The sequence below is a fragment of the Dermacoccus barathri genome, from assembly GCF_015070805.1.
In the GTDB taxonomy this organism is placed as follows: domain Bacteria; phylum Actinomycetota; class Actinomycetes; order Actinomycetales; family Dermatophilaceae; genus Dermacoccus; species Dermacoccus abyssi.
This window is the reverse complement of record NZ_JADCTK010000002.1, coordinates 369,975-383,417: the sequence shown is the minus strand read 5'-3', so window position 1 is coordinate 383,417 and position 13,443 is coordinate 369,975. Positions and strand designations below refer to the sequence as shown.

General features: G+C 68.4%; 13 protein-coding genes. 6 read left to right on the top strand and 7 right to left on the bottom strand.

Annotated features, from left to right (window positions below; genetic code table 11):
* Window positions 1–88: 88 nt before the first annotated feature.
* Entirely contained in the window at window positions 89–1,849 is a 1,761-nt protein-coding gene (locus IM689_RS04845; RefSeq protein WP_193643110.1) for a proline--tRNA ligase, read from the bottom strand.
* A gap of 115 nt (window positions 1,850–1,964) precedes the next feature.
* Here IM689_RS04845 and IM689_RS04840 point away from each other — a divergent pair, with 115 nt between their 5' ends.
* Entirely contained in the window at window positions 1,965–2,687 is a 723-nt protein-coding gene (locus tag IM689_RS04840) for a TIGR00266 family protein (RefSeq protein WP_193643109.1), read from the top strand.
* Between the two features lie 103 nt (window positions 2,688–2,790).
* On the top strand, window positions 2,791–3,747 hold the full coding sequence (gene folP, locus IM689_RS04835; protein WP_319803802.1) for a dihydropteroate synthase: 957 nt from the start codon (window positions 2,791–2,793) through the stop codon (window positions 3,745–3,747).
* Between the two features lie 27 nt (window positions 3,748–3,774).
* Here the strand turns inward: folP and IM689_RS04830 are convergent, their stop codons facing one another.
* From IM689_RS04830 to ispG, 3 genes are read right to left on the bottom strand one after another with little or no spacing between them, the layout of a single operon-like run.
* On the bottom strand, window positions 3,775–4,191 hold the full coding sequence (locus IM689_RS04830; RefSeq protein WP_193643108.1) for a DoxX family protein: 417 nt from the start codon (window positions 4,189–4,191) through the stop codon (window positions 3,775–3,777).
* 9 nt (window positions 4,192–4,200) lie between these two features.
* Window positions 4,201–5,040: a GNAT family N-acetyltransferase gene (locus tag IM689_RS04825; RefSeq protein WP_193643107.1), complete on the bottom strand. Its 840-nt coding sequence runs from the start codon at window positions 5,038–5,040 to the stop codon at window positions 4,201–4,203.
* A gap of 8 nt (window positions 5,041–5,048) precedes the next feature.
* The gene (gene ispG / locus IM689_RS04820; protein ID WP_047312006.1) at window positions 5,049–6,200 is read right to left on the bottom strand and encodes a flavodoxin-dependent (E)-4-hydroxy-3-methylbut-2-enyl-diphosphate synthase; all 1,152 of its coding nucleotides are present in this window, start codon (window positions 6,198–6,200) and stop codon (window positions 5,049–5,051) included.
* An 82-nt stretch (window positions 6,201–6,282) separates the two neighbouring features.
* On the opposite strand from ispG, the gene IM689_RS04815 reads away from it, so the two are divergent.
* Window positions 6,283–7,044 carry a pirin family protein gene (locus IM689_RS04815; protein WP_193643106.1) on the top strand — a complete coding sequence of 254 codons (762 nt, stop codon included), beginning with the start codon at window positions 6,283–6,285 and terminating at the stop codon, window positions 7,042–7,044.
* A 14-nt stretch (window positions 7,045–7,058) separates the two neighbouring features.
* On the opposite strand, the gene IM689_RS04810 is transcribed toward IM689_RS04815, so the two are convergent.
* Window positions 7,059–8,381, bottom strand: a complete 1,323-nt coding sequence (locus IM689_RS04810; protein WP_193643105.1) for a M50 family metallopeptidase — start codon at window positions 8,379–8,381, stop codon at window positions 7,059–7,061.
* Entirely contained in the window at window positions 8,381–9,577 is a 1,197-nt protein-coding gene (gene dxr, locus IM689_RS04805) for a 1-deoxy-D-xylulose-5-phosphate reductoisomerase (protein ID WP_193643104.1), read from the bottom strand. Before dxr ends, IM689_RS04810 begins: the two co-directional genes overlap by 1 nt.
* A gap of 116 nt (window positions 9,578–9,693) precedes the next feature.
* Between dxr and IM689_RS04800 the strand changes: the two genes are divergently transcribed.
* Together IM689_RS04800 and IM689_RS04795 are read left to right on the top strand one after the other, a co-directional pair.
* Window positions 9,694–10,176 carry a hypothetical protein gene (locus IM689_RS04800; RefSeq protein WP_193643103.1) on the top strand — a complete coding sequence of 161 codons (483 nt, stop codon included), beginning with the start codon at window positions 9,694–9,696 and terminating at the stop codon, window positions 10,174–10,176.
* A 5-nt stretch (window positions 10,177–10,181) separates the two neighbouring features.
* Complete coding sequence (locus IM689_RS04795; protein WP_193643102.1) at window positions 10,182–10,508, top strand: transcriptional regulator; 327 nt, start codon at window positions 10,182–10,184, stop codon at window positions 10,506–10,508.
* A gap of 200 nt (window positions 10,509–10,708) precedes the next feature.
* Here the strand turns inward: IM689_RS04795 and IM689_RS04790 are convergent, their stop codons facing one another.
* Complete coding sequence (locus IM689_RS04790; protein ID WP_193643101.1) at window positions 10,709–12,088, bottom strand: L-serine ammonia-lyase; 1,380 nt, start codon at window positions 12,086–12,088, stop codon at window positions 10,709–10,711.
* 112 nt (window positions 12,089–12,200) lie between these two features.
* Between IM689_RS04790 and IM689_RS04785 the strand changes: the two genes are divergently transcribed.
* Window positions 12,201–13,442, top strand: coding sequence for a saccharopine dehydrogenase family protein (locus tag IM689_RS04785; protein WP_193643100.1), 1,242 nt, complete (start codon window positions 12,201–12,203; stop codon window positions 13,440–13,442).
* The last annotated feature ends 1 nt before the right edge of the window (window position 13,443 follow it).

The window sequence follows — 13,443 nt, the reverse complement described above, 5'->3', positions numbered from 1 at the left end:
TCTCACGCGCGACGCGGCCGGGTCTACACACGCACGAGGGCCCCGACATCGGCGCCGGGGCCCTCGTGGGCGAGAAGGAGAGCGCGGATCAGCCGCGCACGTCCGTGACGACGGCCTGCGTCAGCTCTGCAAGGGGGACGTCACGCTTGTCGCCGCTGCGGCGGTCCTTCACCTCGACGACGCCGTCGGCCAGGCCGCGGCCGAGCACGACGATCGTCGGCACGCCGATGAGCTCGGCGTCCTTGAACTTCACGCCGGGGCTCACCTTCGGGCGGTCGTCGTAGAGCACGTCGAGACCCTGTGCCTCGAGGTCGGCTACGACCTTCTCGGCCTGCTCGTAGACGGAGGCGTCCTTGCCCGTGGCGACGACGTGCACGTCGAACGGTGCGATGTGGCGCGGCCAGATGAGGCCGAGCTCGTCGAGGTTGCTCTCGGCGATGGCGGCCACCGCGCGCGAGACGCCGATGCCGTAGGAGCCCATCGTCACCGTGACGAGCTTGCCGTTCTCGTCGAGCACCTTGAGACCGAGGGCCTCGGCGTACTTCGTGCCGAGCTGGAAGATGTGCCCCATCTCGATACCGCGTGCGAGCGTGAGCGGCCCGGAACCGTCGGGCGCCGGGTCGCCTTCCTTGATCTGCGCGGCCTGGATCGTGCCGTCAGCGGTGAAGTCACGGCCGTGCACGAGGTCGATGACGTGCTTGCCGGCTTCGTCCGCGCCGGTCACCCACGCCGAGCCCTCGGCGATGCTCGGGTCGAGCAGGTAGCGGATGCCGCTGCTGTTCGACTCCCCCAGGACGCCCGGGCCGATGTAGCCCTTGGCCAGCATCGGGAAGGTGGCGAAGTCCTTCTCATCGAAGGCCTCGACGTCGGCCGGCGACACCTGCGCCTCGAGACGCTTGGCGTCGACCTCGCGGTCACCGGGCACACCGATGGCCAGGGGTTCACGCGTGCCGTCGGGGTGGACGAGCATGACGAGGACGTTCTTGAGCGTGTCGGCGGCGGCCCACTCACGGCCGTCCGTGCGCGGATGGTTCGCGTTGAGGGCCGCGACGAGCGTGTCGATCGTCGGGGTGTCAGGTGTGTCCTCGACATGCGCGGCGCCGGCGGTCACCTCGATGGGCTCGGCCTGCGGCACGACGACGGCCTCGACGTTGGCGGCGAATCCCCCGGGGCTGCGCACGAAGGTGTCCTCACCGTGCGGGCTGACGGCGAGGAACTCCTCCGAGGCGCTGCCGCCCATGGCGCCGGAGTCGGCGTGGACGGCGACGTACTCGAAGCCGAGGCGGTCGAAGATCTTGACGTACGCACCGCGGTGCTTGAGGTAGTTCTCCTCGAGGCCCTCGGGCGTGTGGTCGAACGAGTAGGAGTCCTTCATGATGAACTCGCGTCCGCGCAGCAGACCGGCGCGGGGACGCGCCTCGTCGCGGTACTTCGTCTGGATCTGGAACAGGATCGTGGGCAGTTCCTTGTAGCTCGAGAACATGTCCTTGACCGTGACCGTGAACATCTCCTCGTGCGTGGGGCCGAGCAGCATGTCGACGCCCTTGCGATCGGCGAGGCGGAACAGGTTCGGGCCGTACTCCTCCCAACGACCCGTGGTCTCGTAGGGCTCACGCGGCAGGAGGGCGGGGAAGCTCAGTTCCTGACCACCGATGGCCTCCATCTCCTCGCGGACGATGGCCTCCACCTTGCGCAGCACCTTGAGGCCCAGCGGCAGCCAGGTGTAGATGCCGGGGGCGGCGCGACGCACATAGCCCGCGCGCACGAGCAACTGGTGACCCGGCAGCTCGGCGTCCGAAGGGTTCTCGCGAAGCGTTCGCAGGAACAGGTTGGACATGCGCTGTGCCACGTTGGCTCTCCTCGATCTCGGGTGACGAGCCCACCTACGGGGCAATCGTCATACCGGCCAATGATAGTCGGCCAGAACCCCCGAAACTCACCGCCTCCGCTGCCATGATGGCGGTATGCAGATCAACCTTCGCCACAACCCCTCGTTCGCCGTGGCCCGCATGTTCCTCGCGCCCGGAGAGCCCGTCCAGGTCGAGTCCGGCGCGATGATGGCGCACTCCCCCGGCGTGCAGATCTCGAGCAAGGCAGCGGGCGGCGTCATGCAGGGCCTGAAGCGCTCCGTGCTCGCCGGTGAGTCATTCTTCACCACCACCTACACGGCGCCCCAGAACGGGGGTTGGGTCGACGTTGCCGGCGTTTTGCCCGGCGACATCCTGCCGATCGAGATGCGCCCCGACCGCCCGTTCTTCGTGGCTCGCGGTAACTGGATGGCGAACAGCTACGGCACGGATATCTCCTCGAAGTTCGGCGGCATGGGCAACCTTTTCGGTGGTGAGGGCGGCTTCGGTCTGCAGGCCAGCGGCGAGGGTCTCGTCCTGCTGTCCGTCTACGGCGCCATCGACATCGTTGACCTGCAGCCCGGCGAGCAGGTCGTCATCGACACCGGGCACGTCGTGGCGTACGACCTCAACATGCAGTTCCGCACCCGCCGCGCCGTCGAGGGCAAGTCGATCCAGTCGATGAAGTCCGGTGAGGGTCTGGTGTTCGACTTCGTCGGCCCCGGCCGCGTCTACCTGCAGTCGCGTAACCCGTCGGCATTCGCCGCGTGGGCGTCCAGCATCGCCCCGAGCGGCAACCAGTCCGGCGGCCTCGGCGGCGTCTTCAACGCCTTCAACTGACGCCGTCCCCGACGCGCGAGGAGGGCGCGCACCGCCTACTGGCGGTGCGCGCCCTTCGGTCTGAACAGCACGCTCGCCCGCATCGCCCCAGTAGAGTCGCCGCGTGCCCAACAATCCGCACGACCGACTCGCGTCCCCGGCTCCCCTCGTCCTGCGGGGTCGACGCTTCGACGCGCGACACCCGGCCGTCATGGCGATCGTCAACCGCACCCCCGACTCCTTCTACGCCGGCAACCGACACTCTGATCTCGACGACGCCCTGACGGCGCTCGAGACTGCGGTCTCCGAGGGCGCGGACATCATCGACGTCGGCGGAGTACGGGCAGGCGGCGAGGGTGCGTGGGTGAGTGCGGAGGAGGAAACGGACCGGGTTCTGCCCTTCCTCCTCGAGGCCCGGCGGCGTCATCCCGACGTGGTGCTGTCGCTCGACACGTGGCGCTCCGAGGTCGTCCTCGCCTGCGCCGACGCGCAGATCGACCTCGTCAACGACACGTGGGCCGGGCACGACGGTGAGCTCGCCACCGTCGCGGCCCGAATCGGGGCAGGCATCGTGTGCAGTCATACGGGCGGGCTGCCCCCGCGCACCGACCCCGTCGCCATCACCTACGGCGACGACGAGCTCGACGTCGTGAATGACGTCGTGCGAGGCCTCGCCGTGGAGGCGGACCGAGTGCGCGCTGCGGGTGTGCCGGACGAACGCATCCTGCTCGACCCGACGCTCGACTTCGGCAAGACGACCCGCCACTCCCTCACGGTGCTATGCCACAGCGCCGACGTCGTCGCGCTCGGCCTGCCGGTCATGCAGGCCATCTCACGCAAAGACTTCGTCGGGGAGAGCCTCGACCTCCCGGCCGACGAGCGGCTCGAGGGGTCGCTCGGGGCCACCGCCGTCGCGGCGTGGCTCGGTGTGACTGTCTTTCGTGCTCACGACGTGCGTGCGACGCGAAGGGTGCTGGACATGGTGGCCTCGATCCGCGGCGATCGACCGCCTGCCCGCGCCGTCCGTGGTGAAGCGCCCGACGGCGTGGAGGCAACGCTGCTGCGTCACCCGCGGGGCTGAACGTCGCAGCCCTAGGAGCGGCTCTCTCTAGCCGCGGCCGCCCCGAGCAATCGCGACGCTCGAGCGGATGAGCGGCCACTGCAGCGGAAGACGTGCCACGCTCAGGGCGCGCTGCACCTGACGCTGCGGCGTGCTGCCACGGCGCGTGATGCGCGAGTGCGCCTGACGCACCATCTCGACGTTGGCGGGGAACACCGCCACGAGCAGAGCAGCCGACGCGGCGCCTGCAACCTCACGGGTGCGCGGCGTGAGCATCCCTGCTGCACAGGCCAGTTCGGCGACACCACTGACATAGACGAGCTCACGACGTCGCGGCAGTTGCTTCGGCACGATGCCCTCGAACACCTGAGGCTTGACGAGGTGGATGACGCCGGAGACGACGTACGCGCCGACAAGGCCCCGCGCCACCGGCGTGAGGTGAGTGATGTTCGCTCGCAATTCCATGACGATCTCCTAGAGGATGACGGTGGCGAAAGTGCCCACGCGCTCGAAGCCCGCCGTGAGGTAGGCACGCAGCGCCGGGAGGTTGTAGTCGTTGACGTAGAGACTCACGGTATCCGCATGAGCCTGCTCGACGAGGTCGGCGACGGCGGCCATGCACGGTGCGGCGAGACCGCGCCCTCGATGGCTCGGCGCCACCCAGACGCCCTGGATCTGCGCCACGCCCGACGCGAGCGAGCCGACATCGGCCTTGAACACGATCTCGTCACCTTCGGTGACGACGTAGGTGCGCCCCTGCTCGACGAGACGCGCGATGCCGGCGCGGTACACCGCGTCGCTGCCGACGTACGGGCGATACCCGATCTCCTCGGTGAACATCGCAGCGGCAGCGGGAACGAGAGCGTCGAGGTCGTCACGCCGTGCCGGGCGGACGCGCCGGTCGGGAGTGACCCCGGTCTTCTCTCGCGCCGAGCGCGACGCCAACATGAGAGGTTGCTCGGGTCGGTAGGACATGGGCTCACCGAAGGAGCCACGCAGGTGGTTCCACAGGGCAAGCGTCTGGTCGGCCGGACCGAAGAGCGAGGCAAAGCGCCGCTTGCCGCGCCGAAGGCGACTCGCGTACCGGGCGACGTCCTCGGACGCGAGGTTCACCGGCACGACGTTGGCCGAAGCCCACACCATCGAGCGCAACGGCGAGCCGCCGAGACCGAAGGCCACTCCCCCGGCGCCGAGCAGGCCTTCGTCGAGACGTGCGGCGACGAAGACGTTGTGGACGCGGTCGAGGTCGCACAGCGCACGGGCGTCGTCGACGTCGGCCGCACTGAGCGTCCGAACGCCGGAGGTGCGCAGCATGAGGGGCGTCAGCTGACGGAGACCGAGGGCGCGCCGCCCTCGGCGTCCTCGCCCATCTCCTCGGCGATGCGCATGGCCTCTTCGATGAGGGTTTCGACGATCTGCGACTCGGGCACCGTCTTGATGACCTCACCCTTGACGAAGATCTGGCCCTTGCCGTTACCGGAGGCGACGCCGAGGTCGGCCTCACGGGCCTCGCCCGGACCGTTGACGACGCAGCCCATGACGGCGACGCGCAGCGGCACCTCCATGCCTTCGAGGCCCTTAGTCACCTGCTCCGCGAGCGTGTAGACGTCGACCTGCGCACGGCCACAGCTGGGGCAGCTCACGATCTCGAGCTTGCGCGGCTTGAGGTTGAGCGACTGCAGGATCTGGTTGCCGACCTTGACCTCTTCGACCGGCGGGGCCGACAGGCTGACGCGGATCGTGTCACCGATGCCGCGCGAGAGCAGGGCGCCGAATGCGGTGGCGGACTTGATCGTGCCCTGGAAGGCGGGGCCGGCCTCGGTGACGCCGAGGTGGAGCGGCCAGTCGCCGCGCTCAGCGAGCATCTCGTAGGCGCGCACCATGACGACGGGGTCGTTGTGCTTGACCGAGATCTTGAAGTCGTGGAAGTCGTGCTCCTCGAAGAGGCTCGCCTCCCAGACGGCCGACTCGACGAGCGCCTCGGCGGTCGGCTTGCCGTACTTCTCGAGCAGACGCTTGTCGAGCGAGCCGGCGTTGACGCCGATGCGGATGGAGACACCCGCGTCCTTCGCCTCCTTGGCGATCTGCTTGACCTGGTCGTCGAACTTGCGGATGTTGCCCGGGTTGACGCGCACGCCTGCACAGCCCGCCTCGATGGCGGCGTAGACGTACTTGGGCTGGAAGTGAATGTCGGCGATGACGGGGATCTGCGCCTTGCGCGCGATAGCGGGCAGCGCCTCCGCGTCGTCCTGGCTCGGGCAGGCCACGCGCACGATGTCGCAACCAGACGCCGTGAGCTCGGCGATCTGCTGGAGCGTGGCGTTGATGTCCGTCGTCGGCGTCGTCGTCATCGACTGCACGGAGATGGGTGCGTCACCACCGACGTCGACCTTGCCGACCTTGATCTTGCGGGTCTTGCGGCGGGGCGCGAGGACAGGTGCGGGGGCCGAGGGCATCCCAAGAGAAACCGGCATGCCCCAATCCTAAGCCTGCCGACAGGATGCCCGCTCCCCGCCGGCTGGGAATCGCCTCTGCCCGGCGGACGTTGGCCCGAACGTGACGACCCCTCAGCCGCTGATGCGTCTGTACCCGGCGAGTGAGCGCTCGGAGCAGCGCGTCGACGGGATGCTCGGGCGCTTCTCCTTCCCGTTCGCGGGCAACTTCGACCTCGCCAGGTACGCGCACGGCGCACTCCTCGTGCACAACGACGACATCATCGATCCGGGCGGTGGCGTCGACCCGCACCGCCACAGCGAGATGGAGATCGTCACGTGGGTCGTCGAGGGCGAGGTACGCCACACCGACACCGCCGGTCACACCGCGCACCTCACCGCAGGCACGATGCAGCGCATGAGCGCGGGCACCGGCATCCTGCACTCCGAACTCAACCCGAGTGACTCAGACCCCGCGCGCGTCGTTCAGATGTGGGTGCCACCGGACACCCCGCGCCTTCGACCTGCCTACATGCAGCGCCACCTGAGCGACGCGCTGGACGAGGCCGCACAGGAAGGCCGCGTCGTGACCGCGCTGTCCGGGCGTGAGGGCGAGGAGCCGGGGCTCGCCATCGCCAACCACTGGGTGGCACTCGACATCGCCAGGGTTCTACCCGGTCGCGAGGTGTCGTTCACGGCGGCACCGCACACGCACCTCTACGTCACGCGAGGCGCGCTCGAGGTGAGGGCCGACGACGTCGACACCTCGATCGAGGCCGGTGAGGGGGATGCCGTGCGCGGCTCGTGGACCGGCGCCCTCACGGCGCGTTCGACGAGCGACGACGTCACCGAGGTGCTCGTCTGGCGGATGCACGCCAACTTCTGAGCGGTACGTCCCGATCAGTTGAACGTGATCGGCTTGACGACGTCGGCGTAGATGAGCAGCACCGACATACCGATGAGCAGGATCGAGACGGCGTACGCGATGGGCAGAGCCTTGGTCACGTCGGCGTAGACCGGCCCGGTGATCCCACGAGCACGGGCGATGGGGCGCTTGATCGCCTCCCACAGGGCACCCGCGATGTGGCCACCGTCGAGGGGCATGAGCGGGATGAGGTTGAAGACGAAGAGCGCCAGGTTGAGCGAGGCCAGGAGATTGAGCAGCAAGAGCACCTTTTGCCCGAGCTCCACCTGCTTCGACTCCGCCACATCACCGGCGATGCGCGTGACACCGACGACGGAGATCGGGCCGTTCGGGTCGCGCGCCTCGTCACCGAACGCCGCCTTGGCGACGCCCTGCATCTTGGAGGGAATGTTGAGCACGACGCCGGCGGTCTGCTTGAGGCTCTCGCCGAGCATCGGCACTGCGGCCGCCGGGTTGTCGCGCTGAAGGGTGACCTGCCCGATCGACAGCCCGACGAATCCGGCGTCGACCATGACGTCCTTGCCGGTGGCGTCGGTGACGGGGTCGCCCTTTGCGTCGAGCTTGACGACCTTCGTCGTCTTCGGGGTGACGGTGAGCGTGACGTTCTTGCCGTCACGCTCCACGACGAACGGAATGGGCTTGTCGCCATTTTCCCGAATGACGCGCGTGGCGTCGCGATTGCTCGAGACCTTCTGACCGGCGACGGAGACGATCTCGTCACCGAGCTTGATGCCGCTCGAGGCGGCCGGTGCTTCCTGACCGGCGGGGCACTCCGCGCCGTCGGCGACCTTCGTCAGACACGTGGTGAGCGAGGTGACCTTGGTTCCGGCAAGCTTGGGCATGCCGACGCCGGAGACCATGACGACGAGCACGACGGCGGCGATGACGAGGTTCATGAACGGCCCGCCGAACATGACCGTGACCTTCTGCCATGTCTTGAGCTTGTAGAACACCCGGTTCTCGTCGCCGGGGCGCATCTCCTCGTACGACTGCTCACGCACCTCGTCGGCGAGTTGGGTGAAGCGGCCGGTCGACGAAGCCCGCACGGTGCCTTCGGGATCGCCCGCCTTCGGTGGATACATGCCGATCATGCGCACGTAGCCACCGAGCGGAATGCCCTTGATGCCGTACTCGGTCTCCTTTCCGTGGCGCGACCAGATGGTCGGGCCGAAGCCGATCATGTACTGCGGCACGCGCACGCCGAACTTCTTCGCGGGCAGCATGTGCCCGCATTCGTGCAGGGCGATCGAGAGCGCGACGCCCACAACCATGAAGAGCACACCGGCGAGGAACAACATCAGCGGGCCACCTTGTCGATTGCATCGTGGGCTGCGGCTCGTGCCCACGTCTCGGCGGCGAGGACGCCGTCGACGTCGAGTTCACCACTCGTTGCTGTGTGTTGCCCGACGACCTTCTCCACGGTGTCGACGATGTCGAGGAACCCGATGCGCCGATCGTGGAAGGCCTCGACGCACTCCTCGTTCGCGGCGTTGTAGACCGCCGGATAGGTGGCCCCGGCGGCGCCGACCTCACGAGCGAGGCGCACGGCGGGGAACGCCTCGTCGTCGAGGGGTTCGAAGGTCCAGTTCATGGCCTTGGTCCAGTCGATCGGCGTTTCGACGTCAGGGATGCGGTGCGGCCAGTCGAGCCCCATGGCGATGGGCACGAGCATCGTCGGCAGACCGAGTTGAGCGACAACCGCGCCGTCGTGGAACTCGACCATCGAGTGGATGTACTGCTGGGCGTGCACGACCGTCTCGACCCGCTCGATGGGGATGTCGAAGAGCAGGTGCGCCTCGATGACCTCGAGGCCCTTGTTGACGAGGGTGGCCGAGTTGGTCGTGATGACCCTGCCCATGGCGAAGTTGGGGTGCTTGAGCGCCTGCTCGGGCGTGACGTCGCCGAGTTGCTCGCGCGACAGGCCGCGGAAGGGGCCGCCGCTGGCGGTGACGACGAGCTTGCGCACCTCGTGCGCGGCGCCGGAGGTGAGCGACTGTGCGATGGCCGAGTGCTCGGAGTCGACCGGAACGATCTGTCCGGGCTTCCCGAGCTTCTTGACGATCGGGCCGCCAACGATGAGCGACTCCTTGTTCGCGAGCGCCAACGTGCTGCCCGCTTCGAGGGCGGCGACGGTGGGGCGCAGGCCGATGGAACCGGTGATGCCGTTGAGGACGACGTCGGCTCCGACACCGGCCGCGTGGACGGAGGCGTCGTCACCGACGACGACACGGCTGACCGCGCGCTTGCCCGTCGCCTGGGCGGCATCGGCGATGAGGCTCTCGAGCTTCGCCCGGTCACCCGCTGCGATGCCGACGAGTTCGACGTCGAACTCGACGGCCTGCTGTGCGACGAGCTCGAGGTCGCGTCCGCCCGCGCTGAGCGCGACGATGCGGAAGCGCTCGGGGTTGGCCCGGACGATCTGGCACGCCTGAGTGCCGATCGAGCCGGTGGAACCGAGGAGGGAGACGGTGCGCTGCGTTGTCACGTCGTCCATTGTGACGGACGGCTCCGACAATCCCCCACCGACGATGCCGACGCCTGCCGTCCGCGCACCACCGATTTCGAGGCACACACTTTCCATATCGGAAAGTCAGGGGTAAACTTTCCACCATGGAAAATCACATGGAAGCTCAGGAAGCCCTTCGGGACGTGCAGCTGACGCGTGAGCGCACGGCCGATCGTCTCGTCACGCCGCGCTGGTACCACCCCACGCTGGGCCTTGCCGTTGCCGCCGTGTGCCTCGCCGTGGGTCTCGGCACGTCGCCCACCGGCGTGGCGGTCATGCTCGTGGTGTGCCTTCTCGCCGCAGCGACCATGGGCGCTCTGGTGCGGGCCTACCGCGATCGAACGAACGTGTGGGTCGGTCCCGCCCAGGCACGCGGCTCGGCGCGACACTGGTGGATCGGCTACGTCGTCGTCCTCGTCGCGTGCATGGCTGTAGCCGTTCTGCGCGGCGCGTTCGACTGGAGTTACGGCGTGAACGTCGTCGCAGCGGCGGTCGCGTTCGTTGCCACGGTCGTCATGGGACGACGAGTCGACGAGGCTCTGCGTGACGGCATCCGTTCGGGCGGCGTGCAGGCGGCGTCGCGTTGAGCGCTGTGACGCCGGCGTTCGACGAGGTGATTCACGCGCCGATCCGGTTGCGCATCTGCGTCATGTTGGCGCCGGTCGCCAGCGCGGGGTTCCAGGGTCTGCGCGAGGATCTGGACGTGGCGGACAGCGTGTTGAGCAAGCACCTGAAGACGCTGTCGGAGGCGGGCTACGTTTCGCTGCGCCGCGAGGGTGCGAAGGGCAAGCGGCCGACGACGTGGGTGACGCTGACGAAGGCGGGCCGCCAAGCCCTGAACGGCCACCTCGCGGCCTTGGAGCAGCTGGCAGCCCAAGCTTCGTCCGTAACCGCGGACAACGTGACCGCGGACAAATAGCCAGCCAAAGAACGGAAGCCGCAACACTCTTCGGAAACAGCACCACGCTGGAAGCGGACCCGTCGAGCGACTGAGTGAGCGAACCGACCGCCGAGCTTGCGAGGCGGAAGGTCGCTCACTCAGTCGCGAAGACGCCCGAAGCGCCGTCGCACCGAGACAGGCCCCCTAGGGCCTGGCCGGAAGACGGCGCAAGGGAGGACTCAGCACTCGATGACGTTCACCGCGAGCCCGCCGCGGGCCGTCTCCTTGTACTTGATGCTCATGTCGCGGCCGGTTTCGCGCATCGTCTTCATGGCCTGGTCGAGGCTGACGGTGTGTTTGCCGTCGCCGCGCTTGGACAGGCGCGCGGCGTTGATGGCTTTGACCGCTGCGATGGCGTTGCGCTCGATGCAGGGGATCTGCACGAGGCCGCCGACGGGGTCGCACGTGAGGCCGAGGTTGTGTTCGATGCCGATCTCGGCGGCGTTCTCGACCTGTTCCGGGTTTCCGCCGAGAACTTCGCAGAGCGCTCCGGAGGCCATGGCGCAGGCGGAGCCGACCTCGCCCTGGCAGCCGACCTCGGCGCCGGAGATGGAGGCGTTCTCCTTGAAGAGGATGCCGATGGCGGCGGCGGTGAGCATGAAGCGCACGATGCCGTCGTCGTCAGCGCCACGCACGAAGGTCGTGTAGTACTTCAGCACCGCGGGGATGACGCCCGCGGCGCCGTTCGTCGGTGCGGTGACGACGCGGCCGCCGGCGGCGTTCTCCTCGTTGACGGCCATGGCGAACAGGTTGACCCAGTCCATGATGTCGAGCGGGTCGACGTGGTCGCCGGGGCCGACCTGGGCGTTGAGGGCGCGACGGATCGCGGGGGCGCGGCGTGGGACCTTGAGGCCGCCGGGCAGCGTGCCCTCGGTGGAGAAGCCGTTCTCGATGCACTGGTCCATGACGGACCACAGGTGCAGCATGCCGGTGCGCACCTCGTCGGCGGAGCGCCACGCGAGTTCGTTGCGCAGCATGACGTCGCTGATCGACAGACCCGTGCGCTCACACACGGCGAGCAGTTCCTTGCCGGTGGAGAAGGGGAACTCGACCTGCGTCGTGTCCTGGACGACGCGGTCGGCGCCGAGGGCGTCCTCGTCGACGACGAAGCCGCCGCCGACGGAGTAGTAGACGCGCTCGACGAGGGTGTTCCCGGCGTCGTCGAGGGCGCGGGCGATCATGCCGTTGGGGTGACCGGGCAGCGTCTTGCGACGGTGCAGCACGAGGTCTTCGTCGTCGAGCGGAAGCTCGCGCGTGCCGCCCAACATGATGAGGTGCGACTCCTTGACCTCACGGAAGCGGTCGTCCGCAGTGTCGGTGTCGACCGTCTCCGGGTCCTCCCCCATGAGTCCGAGGACGACGGCCTTGTCGGAACCGTGGCCGTGGCCCGTCTGCCCGAGCGAGCCGCAGAGTTCGACCTGCACTCGGGCCGCGTCGTCGAAGTGGCCTTCGCTTCGCAGGACGTCGAGGAAGCGTGCGGCTGCCCTCATCGGGCCGACGGTGTGTGAGGAGGAGGGCCCGATTCCGATCGAATAGAGCTCGAATGCGCTCAGTGCCATGCGTCACCATCCATCATGCGGACAGATTGGCACACATCTCGGGCGGATTCCCAGTTGAGACGAATCACGAGGTGATCGGCCTCGCCGCAGGCGAGCCGGTAGGCTCGACGACATGACCTCAACAGATCGTGAATTCGACGTAATTCTTTTCGGCGCAACAGGATTCGTCGGGGAGCTCGTAGCCGCAGACCTGGCCGCCCACGCACCCGCCGGCACCCGAATCGCCCTCGCCGGGCGCACCCGCTCTAAAGTTGAGACGGTTCGTCAGAATCTCGGCGCGAACGCCGCGGGATGGGGCATCGTCGCGGCCGATTCGAACGACGAGGCGTCGCTGCGAGCTCTCGCCGAGAGCACACGCGTCGTCATCTCGACGGTCGGTCCGTACGCCCGCCACGGCCTGCCGCTCGTCGGTGCCTGCGCGAACTCGGGCACGCACTACGTCGACCTCACGGGCGAGGTGCTCTTCGCCCGCGACTGCATCGACCACTACGACGAGGCGGCTCGCGCCTCGGGCGCGCGCATCGTCAACTCGTGCGGCTACGACTCGGTGCCCTCCGACCTGTCGGTCTTCCTCGCCGCCGAGGCCGCCCGCGAAGCCGGCGACGGAGAACTTGAGGACACGACGGTCTACGCCTCGATGAAGGGTGGCATGAGCGGTGGCACCGTTGCCTCCGCCATGCAGCAGGCCGACGACATCGCCTCGCAGCCGGAGCGCCGCAAGATCGCGGGCGACAAGTTCTCCCTCTCCCCCGAACGCAGCAGCGAGCCGAAGGGCGAGTACAAGGACTCGCTCAAGATCGCCTACTCCGACGACATCAAGGCGTGGACGGCGCCGTTCCTCATGGCCTCGTACAACACGCGCATCGTGCGCCGCAGCAACGCGCTGTTCGGCCACGGTTACGGCAAGACGTTCCGCTACCGCGAGGTGATGAAGGCGGGTGCCGGCCTCAAGGGCCGCGTGCGCGCGTTCGCCATCGCAGGCGCTCTCGCGGGCGGTTTCACCGCGCTCGCGAGCCAGAAGGCACGCCCCGTCGTCGAGCGTTTCGTGCCGAAGCCGGGCACCGGCCCGGACGAGAAGTCGCGCATCAACGGGTTCTTCCGGATGGACCTTCGCACCACGACGACGACGGGCGCGCACTACCGCAGCATCGTGGCCGCCCAGGGCGACCCGGGCTACAACGCCACCGTCGTCATGCTCGCCGAGGCCGCGCTCACGCTGGCCGAAGGCGACCTGCCGCAGCTGCCGACCGGCGCGGACGGCGGAGTGCTCACCCCCGCCGTCGCGCTCGGCATGCCCTACGTCGAGCGCCTGCGGGCGCGCGACTTCACGCTCACGGCGACGAAGCTGGCCTGAG

Excerpts from the sequence above, each read along its gene's own strand:
- IM689_RS04840 (WP_193643109.1), top strand. The coding sequence starts at position 1,965 with ATGCAGATCAACCTTCGCCACAACCCCTCGTTCGCCGTGGCCCGCATG.
- IM689_RS04830 (WP_193643108.1), bottom strand. The coding sequence starts at position 4,191 with ATGGAATTGCGAGCGAACATCACTCACCTCACGCCGGTGGCGCGGGGC.
- IM689_RS04825 (WP_193643107.1), bottom strand. The coding sequence starts at position 5,040 with ATGCTGCGCACCTCCGGCGTTCGGACGCTCAGTGCGGCCGACGTCGAC.
- ispG (WP_047312006.1), bottom strand. The coding sequence starts at position 6,200 with ATGCCGGTTTCTCTTGGGATGCCCTCGGCCCCCGCACCTGTCCTCGCG.
- IM689_RS04810 (WP_193643105.1), bottom strand. The coding sequence starts at position 8,381 with ATGTTGTTCCTCGCCGGTGTGCTCTTCATGGTTGTGGGCGTCGCGCTC.
- dxr (WP_193643104.1), bottom strand. The coding sequence starts at position 9,577 with ATGGACGACGTGACAACGCAGCGCACCGTCTCCCTCCTCGGTTCCACC.
- IM689_RS04800 (WP_193643103.1), top strand. The coding sequence starts at position 9,694 with ATGGAAAATCACATGGAAGCTCAGGAAGCCCTTCGGGACGTGCAGCTG.
- IM689_RS04790 (WP_193643101.1), bottom strand. The coding sequence starts at position 12,088 with ATGGCACTGAGCGCATTCGAGCTCTATTCGATCGGAATCGGGCCCTCC.
- IM689_RS04785 (WP_193643100.1), top strand. The coding sequence starts at position 12,201 with ATGACCTCAACAGATCGTGAATTCGACGTAATTCTTTTCGGCGCAACA.